12 protein-coding genes are annotated in these 20,102 nt (G+C 35.9%); 9 read left to right on the forward strand and 3 right to left on the reverse strand.

Annotation, left to right across the window (positions count from 1 at the left end):
• Positions 1-116 precede the first annotated feature (116 nt).
• The gene (capB, locus tag D0817_RS03820; RefSeq protein ID WP_127337077.1) at positions 117-1,379 is read left to right on the forward strand and encodes a cysteate-C-fatty acyltransferase; all 1,263 of its coding nucleotides are present in this window, start codon (positions 117-119) and stop codon (positions 1,377-1,379) included.
• Positions 1,380-1,500: 121 nt separating this feature from the next.
• Positions 1,501-1,977 (forward strand): hypothetical protein, encoded by a 477-nt coding sequence (locus tag D0817_RS03825; RefSeq protein ID WP_127337078.1) that lies wholly within the window; start codon positions 1,501-1,503, stop codon positions 1,975-1,977.
• A gap of 142 nt (positions 1,978-2,119) precedes the next feature.
• On the opposite strand, the gene D0817_RS03830 is transcribed toward D0817_RS03825, so the two are convergent.
• Positions 2,120-3,238, reverse strand: coding sequence for a GNAT family N-acetyltransferase (locus D0817_RS03830; RefSeq protein WP_127337079.1), 1,119 nt, complete (start codon positions 3,236-3,238; stop codon positions 2,120-2,122).
• 45 nt (positions 3,239-3,283) lie between these two features.
• Entirely contained in the window at positions 3,284-4,282 is a 999-nt protein-coding gene (locus D0817_RS03835) for a transporter (RefSeq protein WP_127337080.1), read from the reverse strand.
• A 125-nt stretch (positions 4,283-4,407) separates the two neighbouring features.
• Here D0817_RS03835 and D0817_RS03840 point away from each other — a divergent pair, with 125 nt between their 5' ends.
• The 5 genes from D0817_RS03840 to D0817_RS03860 all read left to right on the forward strand — a co-directional run bounded on the left by D0817_RS03840 (position 4,408) and on the right by D0817_RS03860 (position 10,954).
• The gene (locus tag D0817_RS03840; protein ID WP_127337081.1) at positions 4,408-4,692 is read left to right on the forward strand and encodes a DUF4834 family protein; all 285 of its coding nucleotides are present in this window, start codon (positions 4,408-4,410) and stop codon (positions 4,690-4,692) included.
• Positions 4,693-4,743: 51 nt separating this feature from the next.
• Positions 4,744-7,209 carry a YfhO family protein gene (locus tag D0817_RS03845; protein ID WP_127337082.1) on the forward strand — a complete coding sequence of 822 codons (2,466 nt, stop codon included), beginning with the start codon at positions 4,744-4,746 and terminating at the stop codon, positions 7,207-7,209.
• 53 nt (positions 7,210-7,262) lie between these two features.
• Positions 7,263-8,546, forward strand: coding sequence for a glycosyltransferase family 4 protein (locus tag D0817_RS03850; RefSeq protein WP_127337083.1), 1,284 nt, complete (start codon positions 7,263-7,265; stop codon positions 8,544-8,546).
• A 96-nt stretch (positions 8,547-8,642) separates the two neighbouring features.
• Positions 8,643-10,112 carry a lipopolysaccharide biosynthesis protein gene (locus D0817_RS03855; protein WP_127337084.1) on the forward strand — a complete coding sequence of 490 codons (1,470 nt, stop codon included), beginning with the start codon at positions 8,643-8,645 and terminating at the stop codon, positions 10,110-10,112.
• A 542-nt stretch (positions 10,113-10,654) separates the two neighbouring features.
• Positions 10,655-10,954: a DUF8108 domain-containing protein gene (locus tag D0817_RS03860; RefSeq protein WP_127337085.1), complete on the forward strand. Its 300-nt coding sequence runs from the start codon at positions 10,655-10,657 to the stop codon at positions 10,952-10,954.
• A 78-nt stretch (positions 10,955-11,032) separates the two neighbouring features.
• Here D0817_RS03860 and uvrA read toward each other — a convergent pair whose 3' ends face one another.
• A complete protein-coding gene (uvrA, locus tag D0817_RS03865) occupies positions 11,033-13,828 on the reverse strand; it encodes an excinuclease ABC subunit UvrA (protein ID WP_127337086.1) in 2,796 nt (931 codons plus the stop codon).
• Between the two features lie 193 nt (positions 13,829-14,021).
• Here uvrA and D0817_RS03870 point away from each other — a divergent pair, with 193 nt between their 5' ends.
• Positions 14,022-16,823 carry a triple tyrosine motif-containing protein gene (locus D0817_RS03870; RefSeq protein WP_306462199.1) on the forward strand — a complete coding sequence of 934 codons (2,802 nt, stop codon included), beginning with the start codon at positions 14,022-14,024 and terminating at the stop codon, positions 16,821-16,823.
• Positions 16,824-17,063: 240 nt separating this feature from the next.
• Positions 17,064-20,099 carry a SusC/RagA family TonB-linked outer membrane protein gene (locus D0817_RS03875; RefSeq protein ID WP_127337087.1) on the forward strand — a complete coding sequence of 1,012 codons (3,036 nt, stop codon included), beginning with the start codon at positions 17,064-17,066 and terminating at the stop codon, positions 20,097-20,099.
• Positions 20,100-20,102 lie beyond the last annotated feature (3 nt).

The raw sequence follows: 20,102 nt of genomic DNA on the forward strand, positions 1-20,102 counted from the left end.
AAATTTTAACTAATAGTGTATTTGAATCCGATTCATTTTTAAATTATTATGATAACATCGAATAAATATTTATTTTTGCACGCTGTTTAAAATTAAAATTATTACATCATTATATTATGGTAAAAGATTTATTCGAAAGAATTCAAAACAATAAAGGGCCATTAGGAAAATGGGCTTCGCAAGCTGAAGGGTATTTTGTATTCCCTAAATTAGAAGGAGAACTTGGTCCGAGAATGCAATTTGGCGGAAAAAATATTTTGAACTGGAGTATAAATGACTATTTAGGTCTGGCCAATCATCCGGAAGTACGTCAGGCAGATATTGATGCTGCTGCTGAGTTTGGTGCAGCTTATCCAATGGGTGCCCGTATGATGTCAGGACATACAAAATATCACGAACAATTAGAAAATGAACTGGCTGCTTTCGTGATGAAAGAATCAGCTTATTTATTGAATTTTGGTTATCAGGGAATGGTATCTACCATTGATGCCTTAGTAACCAAAAACGATATCATTGTTTATGATGTAGATTCTCATGCCTGTATTATTGATGGTGTGCGTTTGCATATGGGAAAACGTTTTACTTACAAACACAATGATCTGGAGAGTATGGAGAAAAACCTGCAGCGTGCTACTAAAATGGCTACGGAAACAGGTGGTGGAATTTTATTTATTACTGAAGGTGTTTTCGGAATGAGAGGACAACAAGGTAAATTAAAGGAGATTGTTGCCTTAAAACAAAAATATAATTTCCGTTTGCTGGTAGATGATGCACATGGTTTTGGTACCCTTGGCAAAACAGGAGCCGGAGCAGGTGAGGAGCAGGGAGTGCAGGATGGAATTGATGTTTACTTCTCGACTTTTGCAAAATCGATGGCTAATATCGGAGCTTTTATAGCGGCAGATAAAGATATTATTGATTATTTAAAATACAATTTACGTTCTCAGATGTTTGCGAAAGCATTACCAATGATTCAGACCATCGGTTCTTTGAAACGTTTGGAATTGTTGCGTAATCACCCGGAATTAAAAGATAAACTTTGGGAAAATGTAAATGCATTGCAAAATGGTTTACGTTCCAGAAATTTCAATATCGGAGATACCAATACGTGTGTAACGCCGGTATACCTTGAAGGAAGTGTTCCTGAAGCGATGGTGATGGTAAATGATTTAAGAGAAAACTACGGTATTTTCCTTTCGATCGTAATTTATCCGGTAATTCCAAAAGGAATTATTTTGTTGAGAATGATCCCTACAACGTCACATACATTATCTGATATTGATGAGACATTAGTAGCTTTTGAAGCAATTCGTGAGAAACTGGAAAACGGAACCTATAAAGAAATTGCAAGCAGAACTAAAGTTGATTTAGACGCTTAATTTCAAGAGAATAAATTTCCGTAGTGGGAATTATGTAAAAAAATCCATTCTGATAAAGAATGGATTTTTTTTTATTTATAATTAAATTTATACTCCAATACTAATTCTAAAAACAAATATTATGAAAAAACTACTCGCATTAACGATAATCACTCTGGCTTGTTTTACTTCCTGTAAAAAAGCACCTGAACCAGTTGAAAAAGCACCTAACCCGCCAAAAGAAGCTGAAATTGCAGAGCCTTCCGGAGATCAGTGTTATCTTTCGACTGCAAACAACAGTACAGTTGAATTAAGTTTTAATGTAAACTCACATCAGGAAGTCAATGGAAAACTGAGCTATGCCTTATACGGAAAAGATAAAAATGAAGGAACGATTATCGGAAATATGAAAGGAGATACGCTGATTGCAGATTACACTTTTATGTCAGAAGGGGTTTCGTCTGTGAGGGAAGTTGCCTTTCTTCAAAGAGAAAATACTTTTATCGAAGGTTTCGGAGATATTGTCGATGCTAATGATAAAGTAACTTTCAAGGATAAAACAAAATTAAAGTTTGATCCTAAAGTGGTACTTTCGAAAGTAGATTGTAAAGTAGAGTAATCATCTTTAGAATATAAAAAAAAAGCTCCATTCGTTTATATGAATGGAGCTTTTTTTGCAGTCTTATTTTTTAGTCTCAGTCTCAAGTTTGCATAACTACCATACTGTCAACCGAGACTGAGACTGAATACTGAACACTTTTTCACAGGTACTTTAAATACGTTTTTCTTTGACAGTGAATTTTCGGATCAAAATTTTTCCAAAGTAAATGAATCGCTGTGTTTTCGGCCAACTCCGGAGTCCTGATGCAATTCTGGATTCCTTTTTCTGAAAAAGTTTTAAAATATTCATCAAAAATAATAGCCGTAACCCCTTTATTCTGATAATCCGGATGAACTCCGATTAGGTAAAAAACAACATCTTTACTCTTTTTTCGTGCTCGTAATAAATGGATGAATCCAAATGGGAATAGTTTTCCTTTTGCTTTCTGCAAAGCCTCGGAAAAGCTCGGCATCACGATACTAAAGGCAACCAGTTTATCGTCTTTATCAACCACAAACTTAATGTATTCGGGATTGATAAAACTAATGTATTTCTTTTTGAAATATTCTTTCTGCACGTCTGAAATAGCTACAAATGAAGCTAGTTTGGCATACGATTCATTAAACAAATCAAACATTTTGTCCACATGGGGCATAATGTCTTTTGTCTTGGTGAATGTTAAGGATCGTAAGCCGTATCTTTTTTTAATTAATTCCTGAGCTTTCACAAAGAATTCAGGTTTTACATTGGAAAAAGGAAAGATACTTTCAATATATTCTTTCTCCACCTGAAAGCCTAATTGTTCAAAATGGGTCACATAATACGGATTATTATACCAGGTAATCATCGTTCCTATCTGATCATAGCCTTCGGTAAGAACGCCAACCTTATCCAGGTTCGAAAAACCCATTGGCCCTTCAACGTGTTCCAGATTATTTTGTTTTCCAAGTTCGTAAACTTTTTCGAGCAAAGCTTTTGTCACTTCAATGTCATCAATAACATCAAACCATCCGAAACGAACTTTCCTTTTGTGCTGATTATTTACTTCAGACCAGTTGATGATCGCGGTTATCCTGCCCACAATTTCATTGTCTTTATAAGCCAGGTAAAAATAGGCCTCAGCATTCTCAAAAGCAGGATTTTTAGTTTTATCAAATGCCTCTAATTCATCAGCAATAATGGGCGGAACCCAATACGGATTGTCTTTGTATAATGAAAACGGAAATTTGATATACGCTGTTAATTCTTTTTTAGTTTTGGCTTCTTTAATTGTAATCATTAAATCGTATTGTAAAGTATCTCCGGGAGATTTGGTTATTTATAATTATTCGTATTTAGATTTACGTTTTCTTTCCTGTTCCTGATAATCTGTTTCCTTTTCATTTTTAGATTTTACACCTTCAGGATCTTTAGGGTCTTTTTTCTTGTCTTTTCTGGATTGTTTCTTGAATTCCATTTGGGTTTCCTTGTACTTGGTATCATAGCGCCAGGAAACACCAACTCCTCCATATAAGATAGAAGGCGTACCTTTAAAGTTAGTGCTTACGGAAGCATCAACTTGTAAGTTCGGACTCAGCAGATAAGCCGCTCCGCCACGAACGATAGCATCACTGTAAAAGTCACTTTTATAACCCTGGTTTTCAACAAAACCGGACCATTTATCATTGAACCCATGCGTTAAGGTTAAGACATAACCATAACTGGGATAATCTGTCGAAATATAGTCGGCAATAATATTAGTCACAAAAACCCATTTTCCGCCTCCAAATTGATTTTGAGTGATCAGGGCTACTTTTGGTGAAATGCTGGATTCCGGAGAAAAAGAATACGGATTGTTTTTACCGACAAAATTCGCTCCTGCAAAAACAGAGATTGCGGGTATTAACTGATGCCAGTCAAAGCTGTGATTGGCTTTATAGCTGTAAATGTTTTTTGTTTTTTCGTAGTTTTTAAAAGGATCATAAATTAAATATTTCGCCCCTAAAACGGTTTGTCTGAAATTATTTTTTTTATAATTGGTATACGGAGTATCAAAATTTTCCATTTGATATTGTAAATCAAGCACAAATTCGAGTTTTTCGAGAAATGCACCATACCTGAATGTTAAGTCCGTACCAAATCCATTTGCATCATAATTTAATAAATCATGCTTTTCTTTTATTCCGTAAATACCAATTTCAGCCTGGATAACAGATTTTCCTACCGCAAAAGCCGACATTGTTTCACCGGGACGGTTAGAGTTGATGACATCGGTATATTGGGCGAAAAAGAATTGAGGTGTAAAAAAAAGAGCGGCAATAAATAAGTTTTTAGCTTTTAACATAAACGTAATTTTTGATTAAAAAGTAATAACGCATTTCAAATGTACTATATTTTATTATTTATTTAAGATTGATATTTTAATTTTAAACAACGGATTTATTAATTTTGGAAAAAAATTATACAATTATGCAAGAAGCATCTTTTTCAGGTTTAATAAAAGCTATCTGTTACATCGTGGCTTTTTATTATATTTTTAAATTTTTAGCTAGAATCTTTTTGCCTGTATTGGTAAAAAAGGCTGTAGAAAAAGCAGGAGAGAATTTTCAGAGACAACAACAATATAGCCAGGATAATTCATGGCAAAAAACGCAACGCAATAACGATGAGATCATTGTCAATACGGCGAATGTTAAAAATCCCCGTGAAACCAAAAAAGTGGGAGATTATGTTGATTACGAAGAAATAGATTAAGTTTGTGTCCTAAATAAAATAGGATTCATCATTTAACCAAACCTGCCAAAATTGAAAATAGTAAATAAGTTCTATCCGCACGCCCTTGTTATATTGGGCTTTATTCTCGTTTCTATAATTTATTTTTACCCGGTATTACAAGGGAAACAAATTTTCCAGTCCGATATTGCACAATATACCGGAATGGCTAAAGAGCAAAATGATTTTAGAGCCACAGAACATACTGAGCCGTACTGGACAAACTCTGCTTTTGGCGGAATGCCGACGTATCAGCTTGGAGCCAATTATCCGAACGATTATGTAGGCAAATTAGATGATGCATTACGTTTCTTACCACGCCCTGCCGATTATTTATTTTTATACTTCTTAGGTTTTTACGGATTGTTATTAGTTTTAAAGACAGATCCTTTAAAAGCTTTTATCGGAGCAATTGCTTTCGGTTTTTCAACCTATTTAATTATTATTTTAGGCGTTGGACATAATGCTAAAGCACATGCTATTGCTTATATGCCTTTGGTGATTGCCGGATTTATACTGGTTTTTCAGAAAAAATATATTTGGGGAGGTTTGCTCACCATGTTTGCGGTGGCATTGGAAATTAATGCGAACCACTTTCAAATGACCTATTATTTATTGATTTTCCTATTGATACTTTCCGGTTATTTTGCTTTTAATTACCTTAAAGATAGAGAATACAGGCCGCTTTTACTTTCGGTTGGTGTTTTGGCAGCCGCTGGAATTTTTGCTATTGGAGCCAATGCCACTAATTTACTGGCAACAAGCGAATATGCTAAATTTAGTACCCGCAGCAATAGTGAACTGACCTTTAATCCGGACGGAACTAAAAAGGTCAATGAGAATGCACTGAGCCATGAATATATCACGGAATACAGCTACGGAATTGCCGAGAGTCTTAATCTGATTGCACCACGACTTTTTGGTGGTTCTAACCATGAAAATGTGGGGATAGATAGCCGTATGTATTCTTTTATGACAGAACAGGGAGTACCATCTGAAAAAGCACAGGATTTCGTGTCCGGAATGCCTACCTATTGGGGTGATCAGCCCATTGTTGCAGCCCCGGCCTATATTGGGGTTGTAGTTTTCTTTTTAGGTGTTTTAGCGTTGTTTATTGATGACAGAAAAATAAAATATGTTTTCCTATCGGGAGCATTGGTGGCATTAGTGCTGTCATGGGGAAAAAATTTCTCCCTGTTAACCGATTTCTTTATTGATTACGTTCCGATGTACGATAAGTTCAGGGCAGTCTCCTCAATTCAGGTTATTCTTGAATTATGTTTCCCTGTACTCGCTGTAATGGGATTACAATCGTTTTTTAAAGCGAAAGACGAGCCTAAACTACAGCAAAAGGCACTGGTTCAGACCGGAGCTTTCGGACTGGGAGTTTTACTGATTCTGGTTTTTGCAAAAAGTATGTTTCATTTTACAGGAAGCAGCGATAGTTATTTCCTGGAAAGTTACGGACCAGGCTTTGTTGATGCTCTAAAAGAAGACAGAATGAGTTTGTATTCTGCAGATTTATTGCGTTCAGGTTTCTTTATCGTGGTTACTTTCGGAATTTTATGGTTGTTTATTAAAAATAAATTTTCACAAAATACCACTTTAATCATTGTAGGTCTTTTGATGATTTTTGATTTGTTTTTTGTGGATAAAAAATATGTTTCGGCTAAAGACTTTGTGAGTCCTGTAGAGATTGCGGCGCCCTTTCAGGAAACACCTTCTGATGCTCAGATTTTAAAGGATACCACACATTACAGGGTTTTTGAGGTAAACGGTAATATGTCCAGTGCGCGTGCCTCTTACTTCCACCATTCACTAGGAGGATACCATGCCGCAAAACCAAGAAGAATCCAGCAATTGTTTGATTACCAGATCGCCAAAAACAATATGGAAGTTCTGGATATGCTGAATGTGAAATATATTATCCAGACGGATAAAGAAGGAAAAGAATTCCCGACGGTTAATCCAAATACAAATGGGAATGCCTGGTTTGTAAGTGATGTAAGACTTGTCAATAAGCCGGACGATGTCATGAAAGCTTTAGATCATCTGGATACCAAAAAAGTGGCCATTTTTAACGTTCGTGAACATGAAGGTAAATTCAGAAGTGCCCGTTTAAAAAAACAATGGGATACTACCGGAACGATTAAAGTGGTGGAATATAAGCCCAATTATATCAAATATCAGTCAGATAACGGAAAAGACGGTTTGGCTGTTTTCTCTGAAATGTATTATAAAAACGGATGGAATGCTTATATCGATGGTAAATTAACCGATCATTTCCCTGTAGATTATGTGTTACGAGCAATGGAAATTCCCGGAGGAAAACATACTGTAGAATTTAAATTCGAGCCAGAGGTAGTAAAAACAGGAAGTACCATAACATTGATAAGTACAATAGGAATGTTGCTGTTATTGATTGGCGGGGTTTATTTTGAAAGATTTTACCACAAAGATTCACAAAGAATTCACGGAGATACTCAAAAAAATATTTAAAAATCTTTGCGAAACCTGGTGAGAACTTAGTGAGTCTCTGTGAAACAAAACTGATGGAACAAAAAAAACTCTTAATCATTACCTACTATTTTCCCCCTGCCGGAGGTCCTGGTGTGCAGCGTTGGTTAAAATTTGTAAAATATCTGCCTGAATTTAATGTTCAGCCCATAGTGTATGTTCCGGAAAACCCAACTTATCCGATAGTGGATGAAGGTCTGGTTAGTGAAATTTCGGATCAGGTAATTGTGCTCAAGAATAAAATCTGGGAACCTTACCAACTGGCTTCTGTTTTTTCGAAAAATAAAACGAAAAAAATCAGTTCCGGAATTTTTCCACAAAAGAAAAAACAGACTTTTTTAGATAAAACCTTTCTTTGGGTTCGCGGCAATCTTTTTATTCCGGATGCGAGAGTGTTTTGGGTAAAACCTTCCGTCGTTTATCTGGAAAAATACATCCGGGAAAATAATATTGATACCATTGTAACTTCAGGACCACCACATAGCCTGCATTTAATTGGTTTGGAATTAAAACAAAAACTAAACATAAACTGGCTGGCAGATTTTCGTGATCCCTGGACAACCATCGGGTACCATAAAGCATTGCGTTTATCTTCTTACGCGGCTAAAAAACATAAAAAACTAGAGCATAAAGTACTTAACTCCGCAGATACCATAATCGTTACGAGTAAAACGACCAAAACAGAATTTGAGGCCATTACCAGCAAACCAATTTCGGTAATTACCAATGGTTATGACATCGAAAATGTCGAAAAACAGGTTTTAGATACCAAATTCACCCTGGCACATATCGGTTCTTTTTTATCAGATCGAAATCCAGAATTTTTATGGGAAGCGCTGGTGGAATTATTGAATGAAATTCCGGATTTCAAATCTCATTTAGAGATTAAACTGATCGGTGCCGTAAGTCAGGAAGTACTGGATGCTATTGACCAGCATAAACTGAAGGATTATCTGAATCTTTTGGGCTATGTTTCACATCGTGAAGCCATAGCGCATCAGAAGAAATCACAGGTTTTACTGCTGATCGAAATCAATTCTGAAGATACAAAAAGTATCATTCCGGGAAAATTGTTTGAATATATGGTATCAGGCCGTCCAATAGTTGCAATTGGTCCGCAGGGTTCTGATTTTGCAGCCATTGTAAAAGAAACGAATACCGGTGTATTTTTCGATTATTCTGAAAAAGCGAAACTAAAAAGTGTAATTTTGGACTTTTATAATCAATTTCTGGAAGGGAAATTACAATCTAATGGTATTGGTTTACAGCAATATTCCCGAAAAAACCTAACCAGACAATTAGTAGAATTGATTCGTTAAAATAACAATTTCAGAGACGATTACATTTCACAAATCGTAAGTAAGCAAGTAAAATCATAAATTTAAACGCTGCAATCTAAAAGCTGCAATCAAAACATGGGTATTGTCTTAAATCAGTCTTTCAAAAACACCATAATCACTTATATCGGCTTCGGAATAGGGGCTATCAATACACTTTATTTGTATCCTGTTTTTTTAGGCGCCACCTATTATGCTTTAACGAATTATATTCTTTCCGCTGCAAATGTTATTATGCCATTGTTCGCCATTGGAATGCAAAATACATTAGTGAAGTTTTATTCTCAGTACAAATCGGAAGAAGAAAGAGAGCAATTCCTCTCGTTTACGGCATTGTTTCCTATCCTCATGTGCATTCCGCTAGGTATTATCGGTTTGTTCTTCTTTGATGATATTAGCGCTTTTGTTTCTAAAGAAAATCCTGTTGTAAAAGAATTCATGTACCTGATTCCGTTTATAGGAATCTGTATGGCGTATTTTGAGATTTTTTATGCCTGGGCGAGGGTGCATATGCATTCTGTTTTTGGTAATTTTATTAAGGAAGTCGGGCTAAGGCTATTTTCTACTGTTGCATTGGTTGGTTTGTATTTTAAATGGATTACACTAATTCAGTTTGTGTATGTAACAGCTGTAATTTATTTCCTGGCCTTTATAGTGACAATGTTTTATGCTTTTTATGTCAAAAAACCGAAGTTTCAGATCAACATCCCTAAGAATGTAAAAGATGTAATGGAGTATACGTTCTTTATTATTTTATCGGGAAGCGTAGCAAATTTACTATTGGACGGTGATAAACTAATGCTGAATCAGTATATGAAGATTGAGAACATTGCTTATTATTCGGTGGCGACATATATTGCGCTGGTTATTTCGGTTCCAAGCCGGGCCATGCATCAGATTGTATATCCGATTACGGCAAAATTAATGCATGAAAACAAACACGATGAATTAAATTCATTATACAAAAAAACATCAATAAACCTCCAGTTTGTAGGAGGGTTTGTGATGTTGTGTATTTTTGTAAATATCAATCAATTGTATGAATTGGTACCCAAAGAATATAGCGGAGGAATCCCGGTGGTATTTATGATTGGAATATCTAAATATTTCGATTTGATTTTGGGGAATAATAATGCTATTATTTTTAATACTAAATATTATCGAATGGTTTTGTATTTGGGATTAATGCTGGTTTTTTTAACCTTTGTTTTAAACATGATTTTTATTCCAATTCAGGGTATTTTAGGTTCTGCATTTGCTACTTTATTGTCCATCACGTTATACAGTCTCGCCAAATTGCAGTTTGTCGTTAAGAAACTTAATTTGTATCCTTTTACAAAACAGACCATACATTCTATCCTGATAACCTTTGCTTTGTTCCTGTTGTTTTATTTCTGGGAATTTCCTTTTTATCAGCTTGTCAGTATTGCCCTGAAATCTGTTTTGGTGACTATTCTTTATATTTACCTGAATTATAAATTTGAGATCTCTCCGGAGATTAATCAGGTTATTAAAGGGCTTTTAAAAAGAATTGGAATTCAGATTTAACAGACCTGAGAGAGAGGAAATATAAACAAATTACAGCGAGCAAACTCCGGCTTCATTTTCACTTCAAAGAAGCCGGGCTGATTTTATGTAAAGGAGATAAACATTTTTGAAAGAAATTACTCTCAAAATTAGCAAGGGTTCATTCTTCACTGCATCAGCATATTCCAGTTCAATTAATGCCGTACTAATACAAGTGTTTTCTTTGCCATTACCGCGTCAGGGGAAACAAACACAACAATAACTCCTGTAAATTAGTGAAAAGCTGATTATCAAACTATTGCCTTAAATTTGAAAACTGAAGCTAAGTTGTTGGTTTTGTGAATTAATGGGTTAATTTTAACATTTTTTTTTTTTGTTATTTGATTAATAAAAATTAAATTTATGTAAGAATTTGATAGTGCTTTTATTGTCTTGCTGAAAATATCTTTAATAATGCAATAAAAATAACTTTTTGATGTTTACCTAATATGGAAATCCCTATCCATATTAGAAATAAATTAACATTTATATAATAGTAGTTGGATTAAATTAATTTGCTGGTTATGAAAAACAATAAACTGAGTCAGGAACAAAGTTTTCAGGTATTTTCTAATATGATATCAAAGAAGGTACGTAATGGATTTACATTAGAAGAGAGAAACGATGAATTTCTTTTTGCGGTTCTCTCAAAGGGAGGGAAAGTGGTTAATCATGGTTTAAATTTTATTATTTTTTGTCTGACCTTAGGATTATGGTCATTTGCCTGGTTGTATCTTACCATAGAGGCGTCAAAGCAGAAAAAAATATTAGTGGCAATTGATGAAGATGGATTACCTTTTGAAGACAGGTGTTTAGTAGCTTAATTAAAAGCTATTAAAAAATAAAGCGGCCAGAATTTCTATAATTCTGGCCGCTTTATTTTTTTTATGAGATTAATACTTTTATAATTTGTCTTTTAAATAAACTCCCGTAACCGATTCTTTTACTTTTGCCACTTCTTCCGGAGTTCCTGTGGCTAACAAGTGTCCTCCGTTTTCTCCTCCTTCAGGTCCCAGGTCAATAATCCAGTCGGCACATTTGATAAGGTCAAGATTGTGTTCAATTACAATGATAGAGTGGCCTTTATCTATTAAGGCATCAAATGAAGCCAGTAATTTTTTAATATCGTGAAAATGCAATCCTGTCGTAGGTTCATCAAATACAAACAGCGCTTTGTCTTTTGTTGCTCCTTTTACTAGAAAAGAAGCTAATTTAATACGTTGCGCCTCACCACCCGAAAGCGTAGAGGACGACTGCCCTAACTGAACGTATCCTAATCCTACATCCTGCAGGGGCTGTAGTTTTTGAGTGATTTTTGTTTGTTTGTTTTTTTCGAAAAAGGCAATGGCATCATCAATCGTCATGGTTAGAATGTCATTGATGTTTTTGTCATCGAAAGTGATTTCTAGAATTTCTTTTTTAAAGCGTTTGCCGCCACAAGTTTCGCATGGCAACTGAACGTCGGCCATAAAGACCATCTCAACGTTTATGGAGCCTTCTCCTTTACAGGTTTCACAACGGCCTCCATCAACATTAAAAGAAAAATGTTTGGCCTGATACCCTGTTATTTTTGATAATTTTTCTTTCGCATACAAATCACGAATATCATCATACGCCTTGATATAAGTAACAGGATTAGATCGTGAACTTCTTCCAATTGGATTCTGATCTACATATTCAATATGTTTTATTTGAGAAAAGGATCCTTTTATTTCGGTAAACTGGCCCGCTTTTTCTGCTGCGTTTTCAAGCTTTTTCTGCATGGCAGGAAATAGGATTTTCTTGATCAGCGTACTTTTTCCGCTACCGGAAACTCCTGTAATCACAGTTAATACATCCAATGGGAAAGTAACATTAATGTTTTTCAGGTTATTTTCCCTTGCACCAATAATTTCAATATGATTTTTAAATTTCCTTCTCTTTTTCGGAACCGTTATTTCTAAATCCCCATTTAGATATTTAGCCGTTAAGGAGTCTGATTTTAATATTTCATCATAAGTACCCTGAGCGACAAGATGCCCTCCGTAAGTACCGGCTTCCGGACCTATATCGATAATCATGTCTGCCGCTTTCATAATATCTTCGTCGTGTTCTACGACGATAACTGTATTGCCTAAATCACGAAGAGAAAGCAGCACTTTTATCAGTCGTTCGGAATCTTTCGGGTGAAGGCCAATACTGGGTTCATCTAAAATATACATAGATCCTACCAGGCTGCTCCCCAAAGAGGTCGCCAGATTAATCCTTTGTGATTCTCCTCCCGAAAGCGTAGCAGAGTTTCTGTTTAAGGTAAGGTAATCCAGACCCACTTCTGTCAAAAAGGAAAGACGATTATTGATTTCGATCATTAAACGTTTTGCGATTTGCTGTTCGTAAACGTTTAGGTCAATATTTTTGAAAAAAGTAACCAGATGTTTAATCGGTAAATCGACTAGATCGGAAACTGTTTTACCATTTATTTTTACATACGATGCTTCTACACGTAAGCGTTTTCCGCGACAGGCGTGACATTTTGTTTTGCCACGGTAACGGGACAGCATGACACGATTCTGAATTTTATAATTTTTTTCTTCCAATTCCCTGAAGAAATCATTAAGCCCCTGGAAATACTGATTTCCTTTCCAGATCACATCTTTTTGTTCTTCTGATAATTCGAAAAAAGGTTTGTGAATCGGGAAATCAAATTTGTAGGCATGTTTCACCAGTTCATCTTTGTACCAGCTCATGCTGTCTCCTCTCCACGGATAAATAGCGCTTTCGAAAACAGAAAGCGAAGTATTCGGAACCACCAGATCAGCGTCAATTCCGATAATATTACCGTATCCCTCGCAAACAGGGCAGGCACCATAGGGATTATTGAAACTGAACAGGTGAACATTCGGTTCTAAAAATGTAATGCCATCCAGTTCAAAATTATTGGAATACGAAAAACGTGTGTCTGAGCTTAATTCCTGTAAATAACATATTCCTTTTCCCTCAAAAAAAGCGGTCTGTACAGCATCTGCCAGACGGTTATAGAATTCTTCTTCTTCCTTAACCACGATTCGGTCTATAATCAGCAGTATGTCTTTATTGTCCAGCTGATGAAGATCTGCAGTAGCAAATTCGTCCAGTCGAACCATTTCGTTATTGACTAATATACGGGCAAAACCTTGCTGTAAAAGGACTTTCAGTTTGTCTTCCAGTTGTCGGCCTTCTTCCAGATGAATAGGTGCCAATAGAAGCCATTTGCTGTCCAGTTCTAATGTTTTTACATCTGCAACTACGTCCGAAACCGTATTTTTTTTAACTTCATGACCTGAAATTGGCGAATACGTACGGCCAATTCGGGCAAACAAAAGTTTCATATAATCGTAGATCTCAGTCGAAGTCCCGACAGTAGATCTTGCATTGGTCGTGTTTACTTTTTGTTCGATGGCAATCGCCGGAGCAATTCCTTTGATATATTCTACTTTGGGTTTGTCTAAACGCCCCAAAAACTGACGTGCGTAAGAAGACAGGCTTTCTACGTAACGACGCTGCCCTTCAGCATATAAAGTATCAAATGCCAGACTTGATTTTCCGGATCCGGAAAGCCCTGTAATGACAACAAGTTTGTTTCTGGGAATAGCGACATCTACATTTTTTAAGTTATGTACTTGTGCTCCTTTAATGATAATATTATGTTTCGGGTCGAGTGTAGAAAGGTCAATTTGCATAAAAAAAGTCAATTTCTACAAAAGTAATCAATTTTGAATTGAGTTTTGTTAAAGCCATTGTTCCAAATTTTAACTAATTGTTCCAGAATTGCCATGTTCTTGGCTTTGCTCTTTTTTTATTAAAAATTGATTGTTTCAATATAAATATGCTATTTTAGAATGTTTTTACACTAAATTAATACTACGGCTCACTTTGAAAACTACATTTGCTATCCTTTGTTTTTTGATGAATTTAATCCTGTTCTCTCAGGAACTTCCGCCAATTGTAAAATATCCGTCAACTGTTTACGGGGCCGGGAACCAAAGCTGGATGATTTCTCAGGACGAACAGAATTATCTGTATTTTGCCAATAACGAGGGCCTTCTGGAATATAACGGAACCAATTGGAAACTGTACCCGACTCCAAATGAAACGATCATGCGTTCGGTGAAAGTAATCGATAATAAGATTTATACCGGATGTTACATGAATTTTGGCTACTGGACGAGACAAGCCAACGGGAAGTTAAAATATACATCGTTAAGTGATACCATTAAAACTAAAATTCTGGACGATGAGCAGTTTTGGAACATTTTAAAATATGATCAGTGGATTTTGTTTCAGTCCCTGAACAGAATTTATATTTATGATACCAAAACGAAAAACTTCAAAATTATTTCCCCTGAAAACGGTGTGGTAAAATCGTTTAGTACCAAATCCTCTATTTATTATCAAACCATAAATGAAGGCCTTTTTGAAATAGAAGCCGGAAAAGGAAAACTGATTTCCGATCATCCTGTTTTAAAGAAATATACCATTGTCAATGTTTTTACCCTTGATGACAGTTTGCTGATTCAGACCCAGCTCGACGGATTTTATAAACTTTCAGGAACCACTTTAACGCCATTTCGAACTGCTGTCGATACGGAATTGAAATCCAGTTTTGTGTACAGCAGCCAGCGTCTTCAGGATGGGAGTTATGCCCTGGGGACAGTTTCTAACGGTGTTTTTATTTTATCTAAGGAAGGTCAGTTAAAATATCACATTTCACAAAGTAAAGGCCTGAGTAACAACACAGCCTTGTCTTTGTTTGAAGATAAAGACCAAAATGTATGGATTGGCCTTGACAACGGAATAAATTGCATCAACCTTCAGACACCGGTACATACTTTTACGGATGATACAGGAGTTTTAGGAACGGTATATGCTTCGATGGAATACAACGGAATATTGTACGTAGGAACGAATCAGGGTTTGTTCTGCAGGAAATACCAGAGCAATGAAGATTTTCAGTTCATAAGCGGAACGAAAGGTCAGGTATGGTCCCTGTTTGTATACGATCAAACGCTTTTTTGCGGACATGATTCTGGAACTTTTATTATTGATAAAACAGTTGCAAAAAATATTTTTTCAGGTTCCGGCACCTGGAAATTCGAGCGTGTTCCTAATGCCGGAAACCAATTAATCCAGGGAAATTATTACGGCATTTCAGTTTTGGAAAAAACAGGGAATCAATGGAAATTTAAAAACAAAATAAAAGGCTTTGATTATTCTTCCCGTTATTTCGAGATCAACAAGGATCTTGAAGTGTATGTCAGCCATGAGTACAAAGGGATTTTCAGGTTAAAACTGGATAAGGGGCTTTTAAAAACCAGTGAATTCTATGCATATTCCTCTCCGAAAAAAGGAAAAAATGCTAGTCTTACCAAATTCAATAATTCGATTTATTACGCCTGTAAAGAGGGGATTTTTAAATTAAATTCGAAATCGAAACAATTTGAAAAGGATACCTTACTGAGTTCTATTTTCGAGAAAGATGAATATACATCCGGTAAATTAATTGTAGATGACGCTAACCGAATCTGGCTTTTTTCCAAAAATTACATTCACTATTTTTCTGCCAGTAAACTTAGTAATCAGCTAAAGCAAAATATTATTCCGATTCCGTCTTCGTTAACCAATTCGATGCTGGGTTTTGAGAACATCAGGCAGATTTCAAAATCGACTTATCTGATCGGAACTACAGATGGTTATTATATTTTAAATATTGATGATTTAAGTTTTAAAAACTACAGCGTTTCAATAGCTGAAATTTCGATCAATAAGCAAAATGAAACTTTAAATGACGTTGCCTTAAATGAGGATGGAAGTTTTAAATCGAATGAAAACAATATCACTTTAAATTATACGGTTCCGGAGTACAATAAATACATCAATACGGAATATCAATATCTTTTGGAAGGCTTTCAGAACGACTGGAGTGAATGGAGCACAAAAGCTTCGGTTAATTTTAAAAACCTGTCACCCGGAAAATACACTTTCAGGGTAAGAGCCAAATATGCCAGTACCATTTTGCAAAACGATGCTGTTTATACGTTTGTGATCTCAAAACCATGGTACCTGACCAATCTGGCGTGTTTTATTTATTTTCTGCTGATACTGGTTCTCGCGTATTTTATCAATAAGGCGTACCGTAATTTCTATCAGAAACAGAAAGAAAAGTTAATTGAGGAAAATAATCTTTTATTAGAAATAAAAGAGTTGGAAAACGAACAACAGCTCATGAAATTGCGAAACGAGCAACTATCGCAGGATGTCGATAATAAAAACAGGGAGCTGGCTGTTTCGACGATGAGTTTAAACAGTAAAAATGAGCTTCTGGCTTTTATTAAAGAAGATTTAAAGAAAACTACTCAGGACGACAGCAAAAATATCAAATCGGTGATCAGAACCATCAACGATAACATTACGGAGGAAGATTCGTGGAAAATCTTTAAAGAAGCCTTTGACAGTGCCGACAAGGATTTTCTAAAACGAATCAAGCAAATCCACCCTTTGTTAACACCGAATGATCTGCGTCTTTGTGCATACTTAAGACTAAATCTTTCGTCTAAAGAAATAGCTCCTTTATTTAATATTTCTGTTCGAAGTGTGGAGATAAAAAGATATCGTTTGCGTAAAAAAATGGATTTGCAGCACGAAATCGGTTTAGTAGAGTATATTCTGGCTGTATAGGAAAGCAGTAATTACTTCAAAACACCTATACATCACCACAACATTAACGTTTTATTGTGTTTTTGACATTTAAATGTTAATTAAATTAACATTAGTAATTTCTTATAAATTGTTGGTTTTTTTTACTATATCGTGAATTTTAAATATATTTTTTATGATGTATGTTTTTTGTTGAGGTTAATTTTAGTTTATTCTTAAAAGGATAAGATAAATTTAGCTTTCAATAAAAACTAACTAATTATGAAATCTAAATTATTACTAATGGTATTGTTACTGTTTACATCTTTTGCATTTTCGCAGAATCTTGATGTAACAGGAACCGTACTGGATGGCTCAGGTTTATCATTGCCGGGCGTGAATGTAAAGGTTAAAAGTTCATCGCAAAGTACAACCACAGACTTTGACGGATCTTTTAAATTATCAGGTCTCCCGAAAGGAACCACACTTGTTTTCAGTTATATTGGTTTTCGAACACAGGAAATTGTGGTTTCGGGTACTAAGATTACCGTAAAAATGACCGATGATGCCCGATCACTCGATGAGGTGGTGGTGATTGGTTACGGTAGCCAGAAAAAAAGGGACCTTACCGGTGCCGTAAGTATTGTTGACAGCAAAACGATTGAAGCGTTAAAGCCTGTAAAAGTTGAACAAGCTTTACAGGGAACTGTTTCAGGAGTAAATGTAACCAGCCAGTCAGGAGCTCCGGGTGCGGGCTTGGATATTCGTATTCGTGGTATTGCTACCAATGGAGAAAACAGGCCAACGGCTATTATTGATGGTTACGTAGGAGATCTAAGTTTATTAAATCCGAACGATATCGAAACCATTACGGTTTTAAAAGATGCACAAGCTGCCATTTACGGAACTATCGGAGCAAACGGGGTTATTCTAATTACCACTAAAATGGGTAAAAGAAATTCAAAAGCAAAACTTTCCTATAATGCTTATTCAGGATTTCAGGAAACATCACGAAAACTTCCTACGTTAAATGCTACGGAATATGCTCTTTTATTAAATGAAAGTTATGCCAACGGAGGGAAACCAATTCCTTATCCAAATGCCACCGGCTTAGGAAAAGGCACCAACTGGCAGGACGAAGTTTTTGGAAAAGGAGTGCCTATTATCAATCATGACCTGTCAATTTCGGGAGGTTCAGAAAAAATTAATTATGCGCTTAGCGGATCACATCTGGATCAGGAAGGTATTGTTGGAGGAGATAAATCAGGTTTCTTAAGAAATACAGCCAGAGTTGCTGTTGGTGCTGACGTGACCGACAAACTAAAGTTTAAAAGTAATGTCATCTATACTTATTTTTCAAGAAAAACACTAAATGAGAACGGACTTGGATCTGTTTTATTCAATGCCCTAAACATTCCTGCAACCATAAGTCCTTATGATGCAAAGGGGGATTATACGCTAATACCGCTTAGTGGTTTAGGAAATGAAATTATAAACCCTCTCGCACAAATTGCAAATACCTATAACACTTACAATTATAAAAAAATCAGTGGAAATTTTGGTTTGGATTATAAAATTTTCCCGGGTTTTGTGCTTTCCGGTGCTATTGGATTTAATAGTTCGAACAGTGAATCCAAAACGTTTGGAAAACAAATCAGTTATGGAGGTAAAGTATTTGATGTAAAGCAAAGTTCTGTAACACAGGGCGCTGTAAATGACAATGATTATTCCTTTGACCTTTATGGTACTTACACAAAAAAATTGGGAGAGAGCCATAATTTCACAGGAACAGTAGGAACAACAGTTTTTAAAACCTGGGGTAACGGACTTTCCGCTACTGGTTACGATGTACCATACAATTCCTGGGAATTTGCGGATCTTAAGTTAATAACAACGATAGCAAAAGTATTGAATAACGGGTCTTACGATTATGATCAGAGAAGATTATCTTATTTTGGAAGATTACAGTACGACTATAAAGGTAAATATTTATTGTCTGCCATGATAAGACGTGATGCTTCAACGAAATTTGGTCCGGATAATAAAATAGCCTATTTCCCTTCTTTTACCGGAGGATGGGTAGTTTCCGACGAAAATTTCTTTGGGGAATCAAAAACAATTAATTTCCTGAAATTAAGAGCCAGTTACGGTACTTTAGGAAATGACCAGATTGGTGATTACCGCTATTTGGGCCAGCTTTCGGGAGAGGCAACGTATGTTTTTAACGATGAATTGGTGAGCGGAAGAGCTGAAGGAGTTTTACCAAATCCGGATGTGAAATGGGAAGAGGCCAAGAAATTTGATGTGGGTGCCGATATGAAATTACTGGATAATAAAGTTTCGGTGGTTGCAGATTATTTTATCGATACCAGAAAAGATTTATTAATTCCGGGGATTGCAGTTACCGGTATTGGCGGTATTGGGGCTCCGGGTGCGGGTGCGCCAACCATAAATGCGGGTACCGTGCGAAATTCAGGTTTTGAATTTGCCATAGATTACAAAGAGAAATTTTCAGATGCTTTTTCAATGAGCGTGGGCTATAATGTAACCTTCCTTAAAAATGAAGTATTTGAAGTAAATAATGAAACGCATTACATTGAAAGAGGTGCTTTTTCTGTAGGACAGCAAGCGCCAACCAGAATGGAAGAAGGAAAACCGATCGGATATTTTTACGGATATAAAACAGACGGGATTTTTCAAAATCAGGCCGAAGTAGATGCACATCCTTCACAACTGGCTTTAGGTGCCAATGCAGCTCCCGGAGATTTGAGATTTGTCGATGTGAATGGGGATGGTGTTTTAGACAGTAAAGACAGAACCAATATCGGAGACCAGATTCCTACTGCTACCATGGGATTCAATTTCCAGATGAATTATAAAAATCTGGACTTTGCGGTGTACACATATGCCTCTTTAGGGAATGACTTAATACGAAATTACGAGAGAAATCTTTCCGATGTCAATCATTTAAATTACGTTTTAGACCGATGGACAGGTGAAGGAACATCCAATTCAACACCGAGAGTCACTACAGGAGCTACGGCAAATAGTGTTTTTTCTGATTATTACGTAGAGGATGCTTCTTACTGGAGAATACAAAATGTACAAATTGGATATACATTAGATCCTAAAATAGTTCAAAAGGCGGGAATTACAAAACTTAGATTATATGTAGGGGCGAATAATCTGTACACCTTTACAAAATACAAAGGTTTTGATCCCGGAGCATCTACCGGAGATCCGATCGCCGGAGGAATTGATTACGGGTTTTATCCTATACCAAGAACCTATCTTCTAGGATTAAATCTTAACTTTTAATTG

The sequence above is a fragment of the Flavobacterium cupreum genome (assembly GCF_003996965.1).
In the GTDB taxonomy this organism is placed as follows: Bacteria; Bacteroidota; Bacteroidia; order Flavobacteriales; family Flavobacteriaceae; genus Flavobacterium; species Flavobacterium cupreum.

Bases quoted from the DNA above. Each gene is read 5' to 3' on its own strand.
- capB (WP_127337077.1), top strand. From the start codon at position 117: ATGGTAAAAGATTTATTCGAAAGAATTCAAAACAATAAAGGGCCATTA.
- D0817_RS03825 (WP_127337078.1), top strand. From the start codon at position 1,501: ATGAAAAAACTACTCGCATTAACGATAATCACTCTGGCTTGTTTTACT.
- D0817_RS03830 (WP_127337079.1), bottom strand. From the start codon at position 3,238: ATGATTACAATTAAAGAAGCCAAAACTAAAAAAGAATTAACAGCGTAT.
- D0817_RS03835 (WP_127337080.1), bottom strand. From the start codon at position 4,282: ATGTTAAAAGCTAAAAACTTATTTATTGCCGCTCTTTTTTTTACACCT.
- D0817_RS03840 (WP_127337081.1), top strand. From the start codon at position 4,408: ATGCAAGAAGCATCTTTTTCAGGTTTAATAAAAGCTATCTGTTACATC.
- D0817_RS03850 (WP_127337083.1), top strand. From the start codon at position 7,263: ATGGAACAAAAAAAACTCTTAATCATTACCTACTATTTTCCCCCTGCC.
- D0817_RS03855 (WP_127337084.1), top strand. From the start codon at position 8,643: ATGGGTATTGTCTTAAATCAGTCTTTCAAAAACACCATAATCACTTAT.
- D0817_RS03860 (WP_127337085.1), top strand. From the start codon at position 10,655: ATGAAAAACAATAAACTGAGTCAGGAACAAAGTTTTCAGGTATTTTCT.
- uvrA (WP_127337086.1), bottom strand. From the start codon at position 13,828: ATGCAAATTGACCTTTCTACACTCGACCCGAAACATAATATTATCATT.
- D0817_RS03875 (WP_127337087.1), top strand. From the start codon at position 17,064: ATGAAATCTAAATTATTACTAATGGTATTGTTACTGTTTACATCTTTT.